This window comes from Pseudomonas sp. MF6767 (assembly GCF_016405475.1).
In the GTDB taxonomy this organism is placed as follows: Bacteria; Pseudomonadota; Gammaproteobacteria; order Pseudomonadales; family Pseudomonadaceae; genus Aquipseudomonas; species Aquipseudomonas paracarnis.
Window position 1 is genome coordinate 23613 of the sequence record NZ_JAEKCY010000019.1, and the last position, 19245, is coordinate 42857.

Here is a 19245-nt window from a genome sequence, read left to right on the forward strand (position 1 = left end):
TGCGTTGAGCAAACTATGAGAACCTTGTCGAGATTTGTCAACGGTAGCAGCAAGCCTTTCATTGGCGCCCTCCAAGCTCTCCCTTGAGCCACCGACCGCTGATACGTTTAAGCCAGCTCGCCGTTTCTGCCGCTCGCTGAAACGACAGAGTGCACTGCGAATGATCGACCACAGCGCTCGGACATATCGTGATCGCTTTCGGACAACCGAACACCACAACCCTTCGCGTTCGGAAAGCCGGACAGCGCCAAGCCTCATGAAACTAAAATCTTAGGTTAAGTTGTTTTAAATCAATAAGTTAATTTATAAAAACCAACATGCTCAGTCTGGTACAAATCCTGCTCTTTCTCAGCACCTCGCGGCGTTCAGAACCGCCCGGGTGTTCTAGATGAACCTGCTACAGCACTCATCAAAAACCAGAGAGAAAAATAATGAAATCTGCATTGAAGAACGTCATTCCGGGCGCCCTGGCCCTTCTGCTGCTGTTCCCCGTTGCCGCCCAGGCAAAGGAAGTCGAAAGCAAGACCAAACTGTCCAACGTAGTCATCCTCGCCACCGGCGGTACCATCGCTGGCGCCGGCGCCAGTGCTGCCAACAGTGCCACCTACCAGGCGGCCAAGGTCGGCATCGAACAACTGATCGCCGGCGTTCCTGAGCTTAGCCAGATCGCCAATGTTCGCGGCGAACAAGTGATGCAAATTGCGTCGGAAAGCATCAATAACGAAAACCTTCTGCAACTGGGTCGCCGTGTCGCCGAATTGGCCGACAGCAAGGACGTCGACGGCATCGTGATCACCCACGGCACCGACACCCTTGAAGAAACCGCCTACTTCCTGAACCTGGTGGAAAAAACCGACAAGCCTATCGTGGTGGTCGGTTCCATGCGCCCAGGCACCGCGATGTCGGCGGACGGCATGCTCAACCTGTACAACGCCGTTGCGGTCGCGGGGAGCAAGGATGCACGGGGCAAAGGCGTGCTGGTGACAATGAACGACGAGATCCAATCTGGCCGCGACGTCAGCAAGATGATCAACATCAAGACCGAAGCGTTCAAGAGCCCATGGGGCCCGCTGGGCATGGTCGTCGAGGGTAAATCCTACTGGTTCCGCCTGCCGGCCAAGCGTCACACCATGGATTCTGAGTTCGACATCAAGACCATCAAAAGCCTGCCTGACGTTGAAATTGCCTACGGCTATGGCAACGTGAGCGACACTGCCTACAAGGCATTGGCCCAAGCGGGCGCCAAAGCGATCATTCACGCCGGTACCGGTAATGGGTCAGTATCGTCCAAGGTCGTTCCAGCGCTGGTGGAATTGCGTAAACAAGGCGTGCAGATCATTCGCTCTTCCCACGTCAACGCCGGTGGCATGGTTCTGCGTAACGCCGAACAGCCAGACGACAAATACGACTGGGTCGCCGCCCTTGACCTGAACCCGCAGAAAGCCCGCATCCTGGCCATGGTCGCCCTGACCAAGACCCAGGACAGCAAGGAACTGCAACGGATCTTCTGGGAATACTAATCCCTGCTGATTCATCTGTAGAAAGATGCTTTTGTGGCGAGGGAGCTTGCTCCCGCTGGGCTGCGAAGCGCCCAAAATACTTGCGGGCGCTACGCACCCGAGCGGGAGCAAGCTCCCTCGCCACATTCAGCCCCTCTCCCCCCGAACTTCAACAAACTCCCTGATTCGCTGTCAGACGAACTTCTTGAAATTTAAGCAGTTGCGAAATTGCCTACAGTTAAATACTGTATGTGCGTACAGCCAATTAAGGAATGCTCTGTGGCAAAGCCCTCTTCCGCAGCACCTGCAGCGCCTGACGCCTATCAGCGCCTGGCTATCCGCGTGCAAAAAATCATCAATTCGACCAACGCGCAGAAAACCAAGGCGGCGTTGATCTTCCGTTTACCCGAGGAACCGGAGAACGATTGGCAACGTTTACTGGAAGAGATTGCAGAAAATGACAACGTCACCCTCGCCTATCGGGACGACGGTGGCGTGCAGATTTTTTGGGTTGTGCCGAAGGAAGATTGATTGTGAGTGCCCGTTTTATTGCTGTGTGCTGTCTGTTTTTAACCTTCACCGCCAACGCCCAAGCCCCTCGCACCTTCAGCGAAGCCAAGAAGATCGCCTGGAAGCTCTACGCGCCGCAATCCACCGAATTTTATTGCGGCTGCAAATACACCGGTAACCGGGTGAACCTGAAAGCCTGCGGTTACATCCCCCGCAAAAACGCCAACCGCGCTGCACGCATTGAGTGGGAACACATCGTGCCGGCTTGGCAAATCGGACATCAGCGCCAATGCTGGCAAAATGGCGGGCGAAAAAACTGCACGCGCCATGATGAGGTGTTCAAGCGCGCCGAGGCAGACCTGCACAACCTGGTGCCGAGCATCGGCGAAGTGAATGGTGACCGTAACAACTTCAGTTTTGGCTGGCTGCCGGTGCAAAGCGGGCAGTACGGCTCATGCCTGACCCAGGTGGACTTCAAGGCGAAGAAAGTCATGCCGCGCCCGTCCATTCGCGGGATGATCGCACGCACGTATTTTTATATGAGCAAGCAGTATGGCCTGCGCCTGTCGAAGCAGGACCGGCAATTGTATGAAGCCTGGAACAAGACCTATCCGGTGCAAACCTGGGAGCGCCAGCGCAACCAGACAGTGGCGTGCGTGATGGGACGTGGTAATGAATTCGTCGGCCCGGTCAACCTCAAGGCCTGCGGCTGACTGTGGGCGGGGTGCCCGCCCACTTCACCTGCTACTGCGCAGCCTGGTGTTCGATAATCTCCGACACGGTGTCGTTTTTCTTGGCCCGCGCCATTTTTTCGTTTAGCAGCGCCTGCTTGGCTTCGGCCTCGGCTTTGGTCGCGAACGGCCCCAATAGCACCTCATCCTTGCCGTCGACTTTCACAATGTAGAAATTGAACCCGTGCTCCAGCAACCAGGCGGTCAGGTCGGTGATCGCCTGCAGCTTATGGTCCGGCGGGCCGACCCGTATATCCCATTCCTGAGCGGCAATCGCACCGGTTTGCGGCAGGCTTTCGGTCACGGCAGGCTTGGCCTTGGGGGCGTCGACCGACTTACCTTCACCGCATCCGGCCAACGCCAACACCACAATTGCCATCGCTACTTTACGCACTGCCCTGCTCCTTTGAGGATCAAAGAGGCAACTTTACCATTCACTGTCTATTCTGGCCGTCATAAACGTTGGCTTAAACAATGCGAATCATGTATCGCGACCTGTATGATACCGCCATGGGAATTAATGTCGCCTCTATGCGTCCTAGAAAGAGGCAGTCACAGGGAAGCGCTTCGCAGTAAGCTACACACATCCGACACCTACCCTGTCTGAAACATGTGTCCTTAAAAGTAATTCAAGGAGAAGTCCATGCTTATACTCACCCGCAAAGTCGGTGAAAGCATAAACATCGGTGATGACATTACGATCACCATCCTGGGCGTTAGCGGCCAGCAAGTACGAATCGGCATCAACGCACCTAAGGATGTTGCCGTGCATCGCGAGGAGATTTACCAGCGTATCCAGGCCGGCCTGACTGCACCTGACAAAAACCAGACGCCTTGAAACGCCTCCAGTAGCCAGCCTTTTCGTTCACTGTAACGGCTGGCGAAAACCCAATTGGCCTGTTCGCGCTTCCCGGGTGACCAGCGCACGTTGAGCCCTTCCTTCGCTGCAAGATGAAACTGTCAGGGCATCCGGAACTTGTCGCGCTATTGGCAGCCCAACTTCTGACACTTTATCCTGCCGTCCGAGTGCATTTCGGGAACACGTCGATGAGGCCAGCCGCGTCGCAACCGCTTGTTTCAAGATCCTGGATGATCGCCCTGCTGATAGGGCTGGTCTTCGTGGCACTCGGGTGCTGCTTGAGAATGGAAGTGGAAGGGGCCGATCCCGACGCCCATTCCTGATTGGATCTTGCGCTTCTGCTCTGTGGCTACCTGCTTGCGTTCTGCCTCAAGCCCATCCAGAAGGTGATCTTGCGCAAGCTGCGTCAGCGCGCCGCTCATCGCACCCATGGAAAAACCGCACGTTGAGGGCGTTTACCTGTTATCGGATCGCCGGTATTTACAGCGCCGCCGCACCACCTATCATTGGGCTTGCGCAGTCAGTCAAAGGTGCAGATACAGATGGATACCCTCAGTAAAGCCCAGATCGAGTCAGCACTGGCAGCGCGCCTGCCCAGCTATACCGTTGAGTGCACGCTGCATGCCGACGGTACTCTCTCAGCCGTTCTCAGCGGCCCGGGAACCGATCACTTCGCGATTACCGGCATCGTGCGCGCGCATTATCACGGTACAGAAGCCATCAACCGGCTCGCCACCGAGATACTCAGGGAAATGGTGGTGTCGCGCCAGGGGATGAAAAACAGCCGACTGCAGGCACTGTCCGATCCCATCGACTGCATGGAAGGCCGAGACCGGTAACGGGCTCGGCCTTCCACGTATCATGGCGCCAACGAACTTAAGGACAGCAAGCCATCAGCCCCACGCTCGGCTTTCAACGCACCGTATTGCTCGATGCAAGCATGGGCGGTCACCATCGGCGCCACGTGTGTCGAGGTCACCACCATGATATCCGCCCCCGCCGCTTCCCCAGCCTGAATACCCACTGTGGCGTCCTCGAACACCAGGCAGTCCTGCACCGGCACGCCCAGGCGCCGAGCACCCAGCACATAACAGGCCGGATCGGGCTTGCCCGTCTTCACATCTTCGGCTGTCACCAGTACCGCCGGCACGGGGATGCCCGCTGCTTGCAGCCGGCGCACGGCCAATGCCTTTGGCGCTGAGGTGACCAACGCCCATTGATCGACGGGCAGGCTCGCCAAAAACGCCACCGCGCCGGGAATCGCCACGATGCCTTCGACATCGTCCAGCTCAGCCTCGGTGATCCATTGGGCTTCTACCTGTGGATCGACGCCCGGCAATGCCTGGCGGGTGATCGTATCAATCGCGCGGGCGCCATGAATGGTGTGCAGAAAGGCTTCCACATCCAAGCCATGCCGTGCAGCCCAGATGCCCCAGACGCGCTCCGCAGCGGCAATGGAGTTGAGCAGGGTCCCGTCCATATCGAACAGAAAGGCGCGGTAACGCCGGGTAAATACATTTGGAGTTGGGCTGGACACTGCGCGGCTTCCTCATGGGCTGGGCCCTGCAATCTACGGATCACCTCGACGCTTGTAAACGCCGAGTCCTGGCCCGTCACCTCCAAGTAAAAAATGACGAACTTGTCATGATCCTGTTGGTTGGCTGTTGGGGTCGCCTGGTTACCGTGAGCTCACTACCCACCCGGAACGTGAGACACCACCATGAAACTGATTGCCCTGGGCTTTGCCGCTTTGCTCGCCACTGGCTCGGCATTCGCTGCCGATACCGCCCCCGCTACCAACGTGATCCACGACAAAACCGGCTTCTTCGTGCACCTGGATGTCGCCAGGGTGCTGTCGAGCACCGACACCTACGGCCAATGCGGGGTTGTGCCGGCGCAACTGCGCTATCTGGACCACCAAGACCGCGAACATGTTCTCGATTACCAAGTCCAGGGCACCGGTTGCGCCAATGACAATTGATCGGGCTACACTGGCGCAACTTATTGAAGCAGAGCACCTTCCATGAATATCCTCGTAGTCGAAGACGAACCCAAGGCCGGTAATTATCTGCTCAATGGGCTGCAGGAGCTGGGGCATTGCGTAAGCCTGGCCCGCGATGGAGTGGACGGCTTGCACCAGGCCCTTGAAACGCCGTTCGACGTGATCGTACTGGACGTGATGATGCCGAAAATGGATGGCTGGGAAGTGCTGCGCCGACTGCGCAAAGAAGCCGATACGCCAGTGCTGTTCCTCACCGCCCGCGATGACATCGCCGACCGCATCAAAGGCCTTGAGCTGGGTGCCGATGACTACCTGATCAAGCCCTTTTCGTTCGCCGAACTGGTGGCGCGCCTGCGTACCCTCAACCGTCGTGGCCCGAGCCGGGATGAAGAACAACTGCAAATCGCCGACCTGCACATTGACGTACTCAAACGTCGGGTGACCCGCGCCGGCACGCGCATTACCCTGACCAACAAAGAGTTCGCCCTGCTGCATCTGTTCGCGACGCACCAGGACCAGGTGCTGTCCCGCTCGCTGATTGCTTCGCGGGTGTGGGACATGAACTTCGACAGCGACACCAATGTGGTGGATGTCGCCGTGCGCCGCCTGCGCCTGAAAATCGACGACCCGTTCCAGCTCAAGCTGATCCACAGCGTGCGGGGCATTGGCTACCGCTTCGATACCCAGCCATGAACCGTCAACACCCTTACTCCCTGACCCTGCGCCTGGCGTTGATCTTCGCCCTGCTCGCCTTCGCCTTGCTGGCCACCCTGGGCGTGGCGCTGTACCGGGAACTGGAGCGCGAACTGATCCGCCGCGATGACGCCGCGCTGATATCCCGGGTGGACCAGTTACGCAACCTGCTCAACGACAGCAATACCCTGGACCTGATCAAGACCAAGCCAGAGCTGTTCCAGAACATGTTGGGCAACCGCGAATCGGTGCTGAGCATTACCGCCCCCGGCAAACAGGCACTGCTGCTGGTAAACCCGGGGAATATTGAGTTGCCGTCGATCCAGCCGCTGCCCAAGGATCACCGGCTCATATTGAGCGACGTGCAACATTTACCAGGCCTGAACGGCATTCCCTTCTCGCTGGTGGCCGTGGCCATCGACTCCGGCGACCTGGGCAGCTTGCAAATCACCAGCGGCCGCCTGATGACCGAGCGCACCGCGGTGCTCGCCAGTTATCGACTCAGCGTCTACATCCTGGCGAGTATCGCCGCGATCATCCTGGCGCTGGTGGGTTACCTGCTGGTTCATCGCGGCTTGCTGCCGTTGCGCCGCCTGGCCCGGCATGCCCAAGGGATCGGCGTCAGCAACCTGGCCGAACGCCTCGACAGCCAAGGCGCGCCGAAAGAATTGCTGCCCATGATCGACTCGTTCAACACCATGCTTGAGCGCCTGGCCAAAGGCTTTGTACAACTGGGCCAAGTATCCACCGATATGGCCCACGAACTGCGTACCCCGATCAACAACCTGCTCGGCGAAACCCAGGTTGCCCTGCAGCAGCAGCGCAGCATCGAGAGCTACCAGCAACTGCTGGCCTCCAATGTCGAAGAGCTGGAACGCCTGGCGCGAATGCTCGACAACATGCTGTTCCTGGCCCGCACCGACCCCGCCAGCGCACTGCGCCAACGCCAGGCGCTGGACGCAGCGGATGAAGTGGAACGCATCGCGGATTACTTCGAGGGGCTGGCCGGTGATGTGGACATGCACATCACCGCCTTGGGCGAAGGGGTGATCTGGGCTGAGCCGATGTTGCTGCGCCGTGCCTTGGCCAACCTGTGCGCCAACGCCATCAAATATGGCGCGCCGGGCTCGGAACTGAGTATCCAGGCAGTGCCGGATGGCGCGGGCATCAACCTGAGGGTCAGCAACCACGGCCAGACGATCCCGGCCGAGCACCTGCCGCGGCTGTTCGAACGGTTCTACCGGGTGGATGAATCCCGCGAGCGGTCAGCCCAGTCCAACGGCCTGGGACTCTCGATCGTGGCGACCATCATGCAGCTGCATAACGGGCGGTACCGTGTAAGCAGTGAAGATGGCGTGACCTGTTTTGAGTTGTTTTTCCCCGGCCGTGAAGCCTGAGGGCGCTGCGACTCAATCAAACGCGCCGTTCAGAACTTCGTAGATGATACCGGTCGCGATGGCCACCAATATCAAGTCGGTCCCCGCTTGCTGCCACTCGTAACCGTCGTAGCGAGGCAACTGCCCCAGCAAGCGGCCGTCCAGCTTCTTGGCAATACCCGGCGGCAGGGGCTTGCCGCGTGCCAGGTTTTTCTGAATGCCAGGCGGTAAGGCTGGCCCTGGGCTCCAATAATCGCGGTGACCGCCCAGCACGTTCAGTACAAGACCGCGATCAACGCTGAAGTCATTCCTGGAGGGCCCACCATTGTCCTTGCCCCTACCTTGCCCACCCTGGGCATTACCTTTGTTATTACCCTGGCCTTTACCCTTGTCCTGCCCACCATAGGCATCACCCTTGCTATTGCCTTGGCCTTTGCCCTGCCCACCGTAGACATCACCTTTATTGTTACCCTGGCCTTTGCCATTGCCTGGATCTGCAAAGGCAAGGCCACTGGTCACGGACAGTGCAAGGGACAACGCAACCGACACGAACTTCGTACGCTTTAACATGGTGACTTCCCAAGGCAAATATGTGCTTGAACTGTAGTTGAAATCGCAACACAGCGTACACAAACAACAGCGCCTGCCGTCAGCTCACCTGACCACCACTCAAGGCGATATCTACCTGGGTTTGCCAGGCTGCCAATGCCGCCACACGCAACCCCTCGACTATTGTCGATAGCGACATCGAATGCTCGCCCGCGTCAGGCAAACCAGGTACGTGAATAAACCCACTGCGCACCCCAGTCCCCACCAAGGCATGCTGTAAACGATAAAACACCTGATTACACACAAACGTCCCCGCCGTCTGCGATACCGAGGCCGCAATGCCCGCCTCACGCACCGCCTTGACCATGCCCTTGATCGGCAACGTCGAGAAGTACGCCGCCGGGCCGCCATCCACTACCGCAATATCAATCGGCTGCGCCCCCAGATTGTCGGGAATACGCGCATCGTTAACGTTGATCGCAACGCGCTCGACGGAAATATCACTGCGCCCAGGCCCCAGGCCCGTGGCGATGACCATTGCCGGCCGCAGTTCGTTGATCAACTGCAGCAAGGTTTCGGCAGCGGTGGCAAATGCGCAGGGCAAGCAACGCGAAACCATTTGCACCCCCTCGCACAACTGCACACCGTCCAACTGGCGCACGGCCTCCCAAGAAGGGTTTACCGCCGCCTTATCAAAGGGCTCGAAGCCCGTCAGCAATACGTTTTGCACAATGGCCTCACATCAACAGATAGAGCAGCACGATATTGACCACCAGCATCATCAGCGCCGTGGGTAGTTGGGCTTTGATCACCGCATTTTTATCCGGCAGCTCCAGTAGCGCCGCCGGGACGATATTGAAGTTGGCCGCCATCGGCGTCATCAACGTACCGCAATAGCCAGAGAACATACCAATCGCCGCCATCACCGCAGGGTTGCCGCCGTAAATCCCCACCAGCACCGGCACGCCGACGCCACCGGTCATCACCGGAAAGGCCGCAAAACCATTGCCCATGATCACGGTAAACAAGGCCATGCCCAACACATAGACCATCACCGCCACCAACTTGTAGTCCAGGTTGATGTAGGTGGTGGTGACATGGGCGACCGCCGTGCCCACCCCGGCCTCATTGAACAACAGCCCGAGCATCGCCAGCATTTGCGGAAGCACCATGGCCCAGCCCAGGGCTTCGGTCAGGCGACGAGATTCGCGTAACGCTTGTACCGGCGTATCCCGGGTCAGCCAGCAGGCCAGGCCAAGGGCGATCAGGCAACCGATGCCGAGGGAGACAAAGGTGGTGTTCTTCGGGTCCAGCAGCGGTACACCACCGATTTCGGTGTGTTTGAGCAACACTGAGCCAATCACCGTGGTCAGCGGAATCGCCAACGCCGGGATGAACAGTTTGTGGCCCAGGCGCCCGGCACTGGCGCGGGACGCCTTGTCGTGCAATTCGGCATGCTGGCCACGACCAACGCCGCCCAAGCCCGCAATCAATGCCATCACCACCACACCCACTCCGATGACCACCGAAGGCAGGCGCTCGCCTATAAGGAACGGTACGGCGAACAACAACCAGAACAGCGCACTGGACCAGCGCTTGGGGTGGGAACGGTCGAGCAGGATCATGCCGGCGGTGATCAGCAACAGCACGCCCGCCAGCCAGTACAGGTATTGAATGGAAATAATCATTGAGCCGCCTCCACCGGAGCGGTGGCCGAGCTCATTTCGTGGGTCAAGCGCCGGTCGAAACGATGCAACCGGATCGCGTGAATGATGAAGGCACAGATCGCCGTCGGGATGCCCCACACCGCAATGTGCAGCGGCTCCACATCAATCCCCGAGCCAAGCAGGAAGGTGTGCATCAACGCAATCGCACCAAAGGCCACGAAGATGTCCTCACCAAAGAACAACCCGACGTTGTCGGTGGCAGCGCACATGGCCAGTACCTTGTGGCGCAGCTTGTCAGGCAGCTTGCCATAACGTTTTTCTGCGGCGCCCTCGGCCATCGGCGCCAGCAGCGGCCGCACCATCTGCGGATGCCCACCCAGGCTCGTCAACCCCATGGCAGCCGTGGACTCACGCACAAACAGATAAATGATCAGCAAGCGCCCGACCGTGGCGCGTTCGAAGCGTGCAATCCAGTTCTGCGCATGCAGGCGCAGGCCATGGCGTTCCAGCAGGCCAATCACCGCCAGCGGTAATAACAGAATCAGTTGCAAGGCACGGGTCTGAAGGAAGCCATCACCCATGGTGGCAAGAATTTTTTCCAGCGGGAACTGGGCGGCAAGCCCGGTGGCGATGGCGGCCGCGGTGACCACCAACAGCGGATTGAAGCGCAATACAAAGCCGACCACGATGACAAGTACGCCGATCAACGGCCATAAGTTCACAACAGTTTGCATGGCGGGGAGGTCCTTTAGTGCGCGCTGCGGCGCCATTACAGCAGGATGTGGGCAAAGGGCTCACAGCGTGAAAGTGGCGTGCAGTCGGCTCGGTTTTTTATTGTTGACCTGGAAGGTCGAGCGTCAGTGGCGCAACTTTGCTGCCTGGGGCCGGGGGTGTCCAACAAGAAAAATTGTTGCTGCAAACCAATAATTTTTGTGGGGGGATGGCTTCGGGCGGTACGGTGCCATGCAGAGATTCAGCGCAGTTTTTTTGGAAATATCGCGAGGATGAACTCGCTATGGCGTCGGCAGGGAAAATTCCTGATCAGCGCCTATACTCCACGATGCAGCTGTGTGTACTTGGAGTTCATCCACGGCGTCGTGCCGACAATGAGGGTTCCCGCTATGTATGCCGGACAAATGAGTAGTATGGCGACCACGCTTGGCGAAATACGCTGCCAGCTGTTCGCCCAGGTAATTTGCCTGCTGGCGGTGGCGACGCTGTTCGCCTGATCGAACATTCAAGCCCTGAAAGGACGCCGCTCGGCGTCTTGGCTTTCCTTTGCCCAAATTTCAAGCAACAAAAAAGGGCCCACCTTTCGGTGGGCCCTTCTAGACCGCCCAGCAGAGCGGATTTTGTTTGGTAGGCGCGATTGGACTCGAACCAACGACCCCCACCATGTCAAGGTGGTGCTCTAACCAACTGAGCTACGTGCCTGCTGTGAGGCGGCATTCTACGGAATTCCGAAGGGGTGTCAACATCTTTTTTGCAGCTAACCCTATGAATATGCGAATTTTTTATTTGCGCCGGGTACACCCGCGATTTTCGGGTGGCTGGCAGGCGATTTTCAACTCAGGTAGGATCGGCGCACTCGTAAAAAATATAAAACAGAGGTTCCAGGATGGCGAACACCCCCTACCCCCAGTCGTATTACGCCGCTTCCGCGAATGCAGTTCCGCCCCGTCCTGTGTTGCAAGGTGAAGTCGAGACCGATGTGTGCGTGATCGGGGCCGGCTATACCGGGCTTTCCAGTGCGCTGTTTTTGCTGGAGAACGGCTTTCGCGTCACGGTGCTGGAAGCCGCCAAGGTGGGTTTTGGTGCTTCGGGTCGCAACGGTGGGCAGATCGTCAACAGCTACAGCCGCGATATCGACGTGATCGAGCGCAGCGTCGGGCCTCACCAGGCGCAGTTGTTGGGGCAGATGGCCTTTGAAGGCGGCAGGATCATCCGTGAGCGCGTGGCCAAGTATCAGATCCAGTGCGATTTGAAGGACGGTGGCGTGTTCGCCGCCCTCAACAGCAAGCACATGGGCCACCTGGAGTCGCAAAAGCGCCTGTGGGAGCGCTACGGCCATACGCAACTGGAGTTGCTGGACGAGCGCCGCATCCGCGAGGTGGTGGCCTGTGACAACTATGTGGGGGGTTTGCTGGACATGAGCGGTGGCCATATCCACCCGCTCAACCTGGCGCTCGGTGAAGCCGCGGCTGTGGAATCCCTGGGCGGCACGATCTATGAGCAATCGGCAGCGGTGCGCATTGAGCGCGGTGCCAATCCGGTGGTACACACCGCCGAAGGCAGGGTCAGGGCCAAATTCATTATCGTCGCGGGGAACGCTTACCTGGGCAATCTGGTGCCGGAGCTAGCGGCCAAGTCGATGCCGTGCGGCACCCAAGTGATCACCACGGCGCCACTGGGCGATGAAGTAGCCAAGACTTTATTGCCACAGGATTACTGTGTCGAGGACTGCAACTACCTGCTCGACTACTACCGCCTCACCAGCGACAAGCGCCTGATCTTCGGCGGCGGCGTGGTCTATGGCGCGCGGGACCCGGCGAATATCGAAGCGATCATCCGACCGAAAATGCTCAAGGCCTTTCCGCAACTGAAGAACGTGAAGATCGACTACGCCTGGACCGGCAATTTCCTCCTCACCCTGTCGCGTTTGCCGCAGGTCGGCCGCCTGGGTGACAACATCTATTACTCCCAGGGCTGTAGCGGTCATGGCGTGACGTACACGCACTTGGCAGGCAAAGTACTGGCGGAGGCCTTGCGAGGTCAGGCTGAGCGTTTTGATGCGTTTGCGGGCTTGCCGCATTACCCGTTCCCGGGTGGGCAAATGTTGCGCACGCCGTTTGCGGCGCTGGGGGCTTGGTACTACGGGTTGCGGGATAAATTCGGGATGTAAACACAGGCAGACTGTGGCGAGGGAGCTTGCTCCCGCTGGGCTGCGAAGCGGCCCCAAAAGCCTGGGAGCGCTACGCACTCCAGCGGGAGCAAGCTCCCTCGCCACATTTACATCAAGCCTTCAAGCAAAGATGCGCTCAGAGCTGGTCGCGAGCAATCCCGCTACGAATCCGTACGATATCCGCCAATACCGCCAACGCAATTTCCGACGGCGTCCTGCTGCCCAGGTTAAGCCCGATAGGCGCGTGTATCCGCGCCAGTTCAGGCTCCCCCAACCCACCGATGCGGCGCAGTCGCTCAAAGCGCTTCTGCGAGGTCTGCAACGACCCCATCACGCCAATGTAGAACGCGTCGGTACGCACCGCTTCCATCATCGCCAGATCGTCGATACGCGGGTCATGCGTCAGCGCAACCACCGCCGTATCACGGTGACAGCCGCCGTCGGCAATAAACACCGACGGCAACTGGCGACGAATCTCCACGCCATTGAGCACCACGCCTTCGAGCACTTCATCACGTGGGTCGCAGAGAATCACTTCAAACCCAAGGCCGACTGCAAACTCGGCACACGCCTGCGCCACGCTGGAGTACCCAGCCAGCAATAAACGCTGAGCCGCACCGACGCGGATGCGCACCCGCTCACTGTCACGCTCGATGCGCACGCCCTGCTCACAATCAGCGACCAGGCTGCGCGCCCCGCTGGCCAGGTCGACTTGGCGAATCAAGCGGCGCTGCCCGAGCAGCGCCGACTCCACTTCACGTAGGTGCGCCTGCACCTCGCAGTCAGGCTCGAACTTCTCAACCAATACATCGAGAATGCCGCCGCAGGGCAGGCTGACCCGCGAGCGCGGATCGTCCCCTGCGCCGTAGCGCACCACGTTGACCGCAGCGAAAAACGCACCTTCGGCGACGCGTTCGAGAAAGTCTTCCTCGACGCAACCACCCGACAACGACCCAATCCACTGCCCAGCGGCGTTCACCGCCAGCAGCGAACCCGGCGCCCGCGGCGCCGAGCCGTAGGTGGCCAGCACCGTACAGAGCCAAATGCGCTGCCCCGCCACCGACCACGCCAGCGCCCGTCGTATCACCTGCAGATCCAGATGCTGCATGTCAGTGCGCCTTGTGCTCGATGGACGGCGCCTCAGCCTGCAGCTTCTGCACATCGCTCACCGCCAGCTCCGCCGATTGCCCGCCCCAGCCTTGGCGCAGGTAATTGATCAGATCGGTGAGTTGTTCCGGGCTGAGTTTTCCCGCGAAGCCCGGCATCGGTTGCATGTGCTCGAACCCGGAGAACTTCTGCTCGCCAATCCCGTCCTCGATCACCCGCACCAGGTTGCGCGGGTCTTCCAGACGCAGCGTGGTGTTGCCGCGCATCGCCACCGCGATGTGCGGCTTGCCTTCACCATCGGCGGCATGGCAACCGGCACAGACGTTCAGGTATTCCTGGCGGCCGCGCTGAGCGCTCGGGCCAAGGTGTTCCACCGGCACTTCGACCAGCGCCTTGGCTGCGGGCGGTTTATCACCGAGCAGGAAGGTCGCCATCGCGGCCAGGTCCGTATCGCTCAGGCCCTGGGTGCTGTTGTGGAACACCGGGAACATCTCGTTGAACATCGTCCCTTGGGCGCTCATGCCGTGCTTGAGGAAGGTGGCCAGGTCCTGCTCATTCCAGCCGCGTGCGGCCAGGTCGGTGGCGAGCAGGCTGGGCGCCAGATAGCCATTGAGGATACCGCCGGTCAGGCGCTTGTCCAGCTCCATCGCACCGGGCAGGCCACGTGGCGTGTGGCATTCGCCGCAGTGGCCGAGCACTTCGACCATGTACTGGCCGCGCTTCCAGGCTTCGCTCTTGCCTTCGGCCGGTTCAAGTTTCAGCGCTTTGCCGTACAGCACGTTCCAGCCCATCAGGCCCAGGCGCACGTTGAAGGGAAAGCTCAGGCTCGTCACCGGCGCTGCGCGCTCGATCGGCTCGATGGTTTTGAGGTACGCATAAATGGCGTCCGAGTCTTCGCGTGGCATCAGGTGGTAGGAGGTGTAGGGCATCGCCGGGTACAAGTACGCACCGTCGCGACGCTTGCCTTCGGTCAGCGCGGCGAAGAACTCGTCATCGCTGTACAAGCCAATGCCGTGTTCTTTGCTTGGTGTGATATTGGTGCCATAGATGGTGCCAAACGGCGAGACAATCGGCAGGCCGCCGGCAAACGGCGCGCCGCCCGGTGCAGTGTGGCAGGCCATGCAGTCAGCGGCGCGGGCGAGGTATTCGCCGCGCTTGGCTTGATCATCAGCGTGGGCAAACAATACCGGCGCGGCCAGGCCGACCGCCAAGGCCAGGCGGGTCAGAAAAAGCTTCATGCTTAACCCTCCTTGACCAGGCCGAGATCGGTCAGCACGTTGCGGGTGGCGTTGTAATAGCGCACGTACCCGGTACAACGGCAGACGTGATGACCGAGGCTGTCCTCGATGATTTGTTCCAGCTTGCTGTACACGGTCGGCTGGCGTTGCAGTTTCTCCACCAACACGGTCGCCGCGTTGACGAAGCCCGGCGCGCAATAGCTGCACTGAAAGGCGAACTCATCCACGAAGCGCTGCTGGATCGGGTTGAGCTCAGTGACCTGGCCCGACTCATCGCGCTTGGCGTGGCCTTCGATAGTGCGCACTTGCTTGCCTTCGAAGTAATGCGCGCCGGTGATGCAGGTGCGCACTTCTTCGCTGGTGCCGTCCGGGTTGTCGACGATCACCACACAGGCGTGGCAAATGCCTTGGCCGCAGCCCAGCCGCGAGCCCGTGAGGTTTTTGTATTCGTGCAGGTAGTCGATCATCGGCAGGTCATCAGGGATGTCCACCGGGCCGACGGGTTGACCATTGAGGGTCAGTTGAAGCGGGCGGTTAGCCATTGAGGGCCTCCTTGATGCGTGCAGCCGTGATTGGCAGGTCGCGAACACGTTTACCGATGGCGTGTGCCACCGCATTACCGATGGCCCCGACAATCGGGATCATCACCACTTCAGCGATACCTTTGGACGGGTCGCTTGGCGACAGCGCCGGCAGAATCTCCGAGGTCTGTTTCCACACGGCAACGTGACGCGCCATCGGCAGACGGTAGCGGTTGAAGTTCCAGTCGCCCTCCCCCGGCCCGCCTTCGTACAACGGCATTTCCTCCATCAAGGCGTGACCGATGCCCATGGCCACTCCACCTTCGAGCTGGCCCTTGACCAACTCTTCAACCAGCACACGCCCGCACTCGACCCACGAATGGTGATTGAGCACTTCGACCTGCGCTGAACCCTTGTTGACCTTCAACTCGACCAACGTGGCGACGGGGCTGTAGTACGTCACCGCAGCGTTATTCAACTGGGTGGCGGGATAGCTGACGTTCTGGCGATCGAGCAGGTGGAAACCGGCAGTGCTCATCAGCGCGTGCTTGGCTTTCGGTGCGCCATCGCCGTATTTCACCGCCAGACCGTCGAGCGGCAGGCGCTCGCGCACGCCGTCGATGCTGTACTCAGCCTCGGCCCAGCTCCAGCGGTTGAACCCGTGGACCGTGGCAGCGGTGACCAGGCCGCGCTCATGAGCGCGCCTGGCCAGTTCTTCAAAGCTCAATGGCTGCATGCCGTTGGCGGTGAGCTTGCCGTCCACCCAATGTGCGTCTTCGCGGCGTACCACATAGGGGTTGGCCTGGCCGCCGAACGGGCCCTGGCGCCAGATCTCTAGCGCCGCTGGCCACAGGCCGTGGTTGAACAGCACACGCGCCGCTTCGCGGGTGGCGTGGCTGAAGTAGTACGCCGAGTTGGTCGCGGACGACGCCGAAGCGAGCTTGCCCACCCAACGCGGGTTACGCAGCAGGTTGTCCTGCTCGGCCTGGCTCATGGTGTAAGGGTTGCCGCCGGTGACCAGCTGCATTTCCTGCCACTCTGTTTCGCCGGTTTTTACTTCATGAGCCGGGCTGCCGAGGAAGTCGGCAACCACCAGCGACTGCGAAGTGGACATGCCGGTGCCGATTTCGATCCCGATGTGGCGCAGGCTGATGCGGCCGTCAGCGCTGAATTCAACACTGGCCATCGGCGCTTCGGAACCGGTGCCGAAGTCTTTCTGGCAGATGGCAAAACCGACGCCATACCAGTTATCCGGGTCTGCGGCTTCGCGCTGTTGCTTGATCGCGTCGCGGTTTTTCCACACGTCGTGCACAGCGGCCTTGTCGAGAATTTCGTGCAGCCGCAACGCACCGGCAGGGATCGCGCCCTGGGTGTTCTTCATGCCCGAACGCAGTGCGTTCTTGCGCCGCAGCTCAATGGCATCCACACCGAGACGACCGGCGATTTCGTCGACCATCATTTCGGTCGCCGCCATGCTTTGCAGGGTGCCGTAGCCCCGCATCGAACCGGCTTCAACGCCACGGGAATGGTACGCGGTGACTTGCAGGTCGTTCTGCGGCATGTAGTAGATCGACTGCGCCGCCGTGGCGCCGACCGCAGCCACCGATGGGCTGTAGTTGATCCGGCCACCGCCGTCGACGCTCATGTCGGCGAGGAAGATTTTGAAGCTGTGGTCGTTCTTGTCGACCGCCAACTGATAGCGGATATCGAATGGGTGACGCTTGATGCCGCTCTGGAATTGCTCGTAACGGTCGTTGGCCAGGCGCACCGGCACACCAGCGCCATACAACGCAGCGAGGGCGGCGTAGTAGACGAAAATGTTGTGGTCTTTGGAACCGTAACCAACGGTGTAACCCGGGTGCATGTTCAGATGAGCCAGGCCGAAGCGCGACGGCGAGATCATCTTGGCGGTCTCGGTCGCAACTTCCAATGGGCACTGGGTGGCCACCACAAAGTGCAGGGTTTTGGTCGCTGGATCGTACCAACCGTTGCCGTTGTCCGGCTCCATGGCGGCCGGTTCGATCGATGGGGTTTTGTAGCGCTCGTCAAACACTAGCCAGTTGTCCGGTGGCGTGTTGATCTGGCTCTTCATGCGCTCGGCGTAGAACAGCCCGCGCTCGGTCAGGTTGCCGTGCAGGTTCGGCTGGGAATTCCACACTGGGCGACGGTTTTTCAGCATCGGGAACAGGATCGAATCCTTGAGGCTGGCGAATTCGTCTTCATCGGCCGAGGTCGGGCCACCCACGCGCACGTAGCGGAAGCTACCGTAGGGGTCACCTTCGTAATACGGCACTTTGGCGCCGTAACGAATCGCCTTGTCATTGAACTTGAGTTTGTTCTTGGCCTGACGGAAACGCTCGAAGTCGTTCCAGATCAGGATCGCCACCGGGTGACCGATGAACATCGGCACTTTGCCCTCGGGTAGCAACGGGTCCGGCGCATGTTCTTCCGGGAAGACGATACCGTCCTTGTCCAGGTCGGCAGCGGTGACAATGCGGTCCGGCTGCAACTCGGCGCCAAGCCACGACAGGTCGTAGCCCGCGTAGATGTGGTCGGCCTTGATGGTTTTGAGCAACATGGCGTGACCTTGCTGCTGGGGCCAGCCAGGCATGTCCTTGGAACGGATGTCGCGGGCAAACACCTTGCTGCCGCAGACTTTCGACAAGGCATCGTTACGCTGGCGCGCCTTGCCGTTATGGCCAAGCCACTTTTCAGACGGCACGGTCACGCTGTTTTCCATCAAGGCAGCCAGCGCCTGGGTGCTGAGCGGCGTGAGCGTGACACTCACACCCGCCACCAGCCCGCCCTGGAGGAACGAGCGCCGGGTTATTTCACGGTTGGACATGGATCATCCTCTGAGCGGTTATAAATCCGCCCTTATGGTTAAGTACACCAAATCTGGAGACTTGCAGAAACCTTTCTCGACGAATCAAAAGGCCATGATGACAGTGCAAAGTTGACCGAAGGGTTAACTTTAAAGGTTTCTGCGCCTGCGGCAAATAACCACATTGAAATTTTTTGACACAAGAACGCAAAACGGCCGACAGAATCGAAATGTTCTGCCGGCCGTTTGCCGATAATGAGCGCTGTTGGTAGCGAAGAAGATGAGGCTTTTTTTCAAACCCCAGACACAAAAAACCCCGGTCTTTCGACCAGGGTCTTTGCTATCGGATCAAGGTGAGCCAGTGGCTTTCCTTGTGCTTCAAGGCGTTCAGTGGGCCTTGATGCAGATATGGCGCAGCGGACGGGATCATAACTCATCCTCTAAATCATTGAAAGCTTCAGCTTTCTGTAGCTCAGCATACTGCTGATGGACTTAATTATGTACTCATTATTTCAAGTTGGGAATTACGATGCTCAGCGACTCTCTGAATGGCCCGACTAGATTACTTTGGACCAGCTTGACGTTCGCGAGCACCTGATACGTCTTGGTAACGTCAAAACCTCGGAGCCGGAACCCAGTCGCTATGTAGTGGTCAACTGATCCCAGCCAGATGTAGCATTGCCCATTACCGTTGCAGCGGCTCTACGTAAAGCAGTTGACTAAAGCCAGAAATCGGCCAATTGCGGCCGTTCCGTGCTAATTATTGT

19 protein-coding genes, 1 tRNA gene and 1 pseudogene are annotated in these 19245 nt (G+C 59.4%); 10 read left to right on the forward strand and 11 right to left on the reverse strand.

Annotation, left to right across the window (positions count from 1 at the left end):
* Positions 1-431 precede the first annotated feature (431 nt).
* The 3 genes from JFT58_RS24040 to JFT58_RS24050 all read left to right on the forward strand — a co-directional run bounded on the left by JFT58_RS24040 (position 432) and on the right by JFT58_RS24050 (position 2722).
* On the forward strand, positions 432-1520 hold the full coding sequence (locus JFT58_RS24040) for an asparaginase (protein ID WP_034128241.1): 1089 nt from the start codon (positions 432-434) through the stop codon (positions 1518-1520).
* A 258-nt stretch (positions 1521-1778) separates the two neighbouring features.
* A complete protein-coding gene (locus JFT58_RS24045) occupies positions 1779-2030 on the forward strand; it encodes a DUF1654 domain-containing protein (protein WP_082423443.1) in 252 nt (83 codons plus the stop codon).
* A 2-nt stretch (positions 2031-2032) separates the two neighbouring features.
* Entirely contained in the window at positions 2033-2722 is a 690-nt protein-coding gene (locus JFT58_RS24050; RefSeq protein WP_052199994.1) for an endonuclease, read from the forward strand.
* A gap of 31 nt (positions 2723-2753) precedes the next feature.
* On the opposite strand, the gene JFT58_RS24055 is transcribed toward JFT58_RS24050, so the two are convergent.
* Complete coding sequence (locus JFT58_RS24055; RefSeq protein WP_034128243.1) at positions 2754-3119, reverse strand: SPOR domain-containing protein; 366 nt, start codon at positions 3117-3119, stop codon at positions 2754-2756.
* A gap of 264 nt (positions 3120-3383) precedes the next feature.
* Here JFT58_RS24055 and csrA point away from each other — a divergent pair, with 264 nt between their 5' ends.
* The 3 genes and pseudogenes from csrA (at position 3384) to JFT58_RS24070 (ending at position 4438) form a co-directional block, all read left to right on the forward strand.
* On the forward strand, positions 3384-3578 hold the full coding sequence (gene csrA / locus JFT58_RS24060; RefSeq protein ID WP_003192511.1) for a carbon storage regulator CsrA: 195 nt from the start codon (positions 3384-3386) through the stop codon (positions 3576-3578).
* A 209-nt stretch (positions 3579-3787) separates the two neighbouring features.
* A pseudogene (locus JFT58_RS30460) lies at positions 3788-4048 on the forward strand (hypothetical protein).
* 93 nt (positions 4049-4141) lie between these two features.
* Complete coding sequence (locus JFT58_RS24070) at positions 4142-4438, forward strand: hypothetical protein (protein WP_054898326.1); 297 nt, start codon at positions 4142-4144, stop codon at positions 4436-4438.
* Between the two features lie 20 nt (positions 4439-4458).
* On the opposite strand, the gene JFT58_RS24075 is transcribed toward JFT58_RS24070, so the two are convergent.
* On the reverse strand, positions 4459-5136 hold the full coding sequence (locus JFT58_RS24075) for an HAD family hydrolase (protein WP_054898327.1): 678 nt from the start codon (positions 5134-5136) through the stop codon (positions 4459-4461).
* A 183-nt stretch (positions 5137-5319) separates the two neighbouring features.
* Between JFT58_RS24075 and JFT58_RS24080 the strand changes: the two genes are divergently transcribed.
* From JFT58_RS24080 to JFT58_RS24090, 3 genes are read left to right on the forward strand one after another with little or no spacing between them, the layout of a single operon-like run.
* Positions 5320-5580 carry a DUF2790 domain-containing protein gene (locus tag JFT58_RS24080; protein WP_054898328.1) on the forward strand — a complete coding sequence of 87 codons (261 nt, stop codon included), beginning with the start codon at positions 5320-5322 and terminating at the stop codon, positions 5578-5580.
* Positions 5581-5622: 42 nt separating this feature from the next.
* Positions 5623-6294: a heavy metal response regulator transcription factor gene (locus JFT58_RS24085; protein WP_032896183.1), complete on the forward strand. Its 672-nt coding sequence runs from the start codon at positions 5623-5625 to the stop codon at positions 6292-6294.
* Positions 6291-7691 (forward strand): heavy metal sensor histidine kinase, encoded by a 1401-nt coding sequence (locus JFT58_RS24090; RefSeq protein ID WP_054898329.1) that lies wholly within the window; start codon positions 6291-6293, stop codon positions 7689-7691. Before JFT58_RS24085 ends, JFT58_RS24090 begins: the two co-directional genes overlap by 4 nt.
* A gap of 12 nt (positions 7692-7703) precedes the next feature.
* Here the strand turns inward: JFT58_RS24090 and JFT58_RS24095 are convergent, their stop codons facing one another.
* From JFT58_RS24095 to JFT58_RS24115, 5 genes are all read right to left on the reverse strand, one after another.
* Positions 7704-8240, reverse strand: coding sequence for an anti-virulence regulator CigR family protein (locus tag JFT58_RS24095; RefSeq protein WP_054898330.1), 537 nt, complete (start codon positions 8238-8240; stop codon positions 7704-7706).
* A 79-nt stretch (positions 8241-8319) separates the two neighbouring features.
* Complete coding sequence (pcp, locus tag JFT58_RS24100) at positions 8320-8949, reverse strand: pyroglutamyl-peptidase I (RefSeq protein ID WP_054898331.1); 630 nt, start codon at positions 8947-8949, stop codon at positions 8320-8322.
* 7 nt (positions 8950-8956) lie between these two features.
* Positions 8957-9907 carry a DUF979 domain-containing protein gene (locus tag JFT58_RS24105; RefSeq protein WP_034128251.1) on the reverse strand — a complete coding sequence of 317 codons (951 nt, stop codon included), beginning with the start codon at positions 9905-9907 and terminating at the stop codon, positions 8957-8959.
* Entirely contained in the window at positions 9904-10620 is a 717-nt protein-coding gene (locus JFT58_RS24110) for a DUF969 domain-containing protein (RefSeq protein WP_054898332.1), read from the reverse strand. The genes JFT58_RS24105 and JFT58_RS24110 overlap by 4 nt, the downstream gene beginning before the upstream one ends.
* Before the next feature lie 623 nt (positions 10621-11243).
* Positions 11244-11320 (reverse strand) — tRNA-Val (locus JFT58_RS24115).
* Between the two features lie 184 nt (positions 11321-11504).
* On the opposite strand from JFT58_RS24115, the gene JFT58_RS24120 reads away from it, so the two are divergent.
* Positions 11505-12788 (forward strand): NAD(P)/FAD-dependent oxidoreductase, encoded by a 1284-nt coding sequence (locus JFT58_RS24120; RefSeq protein WP_054898770.1) that lies wholly within the window; start codon positions 11505-11507, stop codon positions 12786-12788.
* A gap of 136 nt (positions 12789-12924) precedes the next feature.
* Here the strand turns inward: JFT58_RS24120 and JFT58_RS24125 are convergent, their stop codons facing one another.
* Genes JFT58_RS24125 through JFT58_RS24140 form a run of 4 tightly spaced genes read right to left on the reverse strand, consistent with a single transcriptional unit; the run spans position 12925 to position 18499 of the window.
* Positions 12925-13896, reverse strand: a complete 972-nt coding sequence (locus JFT58_RS24125; protein WP_054898769.1) for an XdhC family protein — start codon at positions 13894-13896, stop codon at positions 12925-12927.
* 1 nt (position 13897) lies between these two features.
* A complete protein-coding gene (locus JFT58_RS24130; RefSeq protein ID WP_198834676.1) occupies positions 13898-15133 on the reverse strand; it encodes a c-type cytochrome in 1236 nt (411 codons plus the stop codon).
* Positions 15134-15135: 2 nt separating this feature from the next.
* Entirely contained in the window at positions 15136-15675 is a 540-nt protein-coding gene (locus tag JFT58_RS24135; protein WP_014719147.1) for a (2Fe-2S)-binding protein, read from the reverse strand.
* Positions 15668-18499, reverse strand: a complete 2832-nt coding sequence (locus tag JFT58_RS24140) for a xanthine dehydrogenase family protein molybdopterin-binding subunit (RefSeq protein ID WP_054898768.1) — start codon at positions 18497-18499, stop codon at positions 15668-15670. Before JFT58_RS24140 ends, JFT58_RS24135 begins: the two co-directional genes overlap by 8 nt.
* Positions 18500-19245: the final 746 nt, after the last annotated feature.